1 protein-coding gene is annotated in these 486 nt (G+C 73.3%); it reads left to right on the top strand.

Going from position 1 to position 486, the window contains the following annotated elements:
• Positions 1-114 precede the first annotated feature (114 nt).
• The coding region (locus LPA54_RS37090) for a hypothetical protein (RefSeq protein WP_228984868.1) at positions 115-486 on the top strand (372 nt) is incomplete at its 3' end.

The following is a 486-nucleotide window of genomic DNA, read 5'->3' as shown; positions in this document are numbered from 1 at the left end:
CGGCGATTGAGCGCCGGGCGCGCCGCAGCCGTATCGAATGCCGAGGGCCCCGTGCGGGGGCTCTGTGCGGCATGTCGCCGCCTCACGATGTCGCCGTCAGGACCGGAGGAACACATGAGGGTGACCCGACCGAAGCTCGCGCTGACCTGCGCGGTGGCGGCCCTGGCGCTGGCGGGCTGCGGGTCCGGCGGCCACGGGGAGCACGAGGTGCCGCCCACCGCCACCGGCAGCCTGGAGAAGCTGGCCGCCGAGGCGAAGTGCGACCCCGACATGCAGACCGACGCCGACACCATCCGGCAGGCGCTGTGCGAGAAGGGCGGCGAGAAGTACGTCCTCGCCACCTTCGCCACCGACCGCGGCCAGCGCGAGTGGCTCAACACGGCCAAGGACTACGGCGGTTACTACCTCGTCGGCCGCAAGTGGGTCGCCGTCGGCGAGGAGGGGACGGTCGAGGCGCTGCGGAGCACGCTCGGCGGCGACCTGGAG

The sequence above is a fragment of the Streptomyces sp. DH12 genome (assembly GCF_020873895.1).
In the GTDB taxonomy this organism is placed as follows: domain Bacteria; phylum Actinomycetota; class Actinomycetes; order Streptomycetales; family Streptomycetaceae; genus Streptomyces.
The sequence above is the reverse complement of the archived record's forward strand: the minus strand, read 5'-3'. Positions and strand labels throughout refer to the sequence as shown.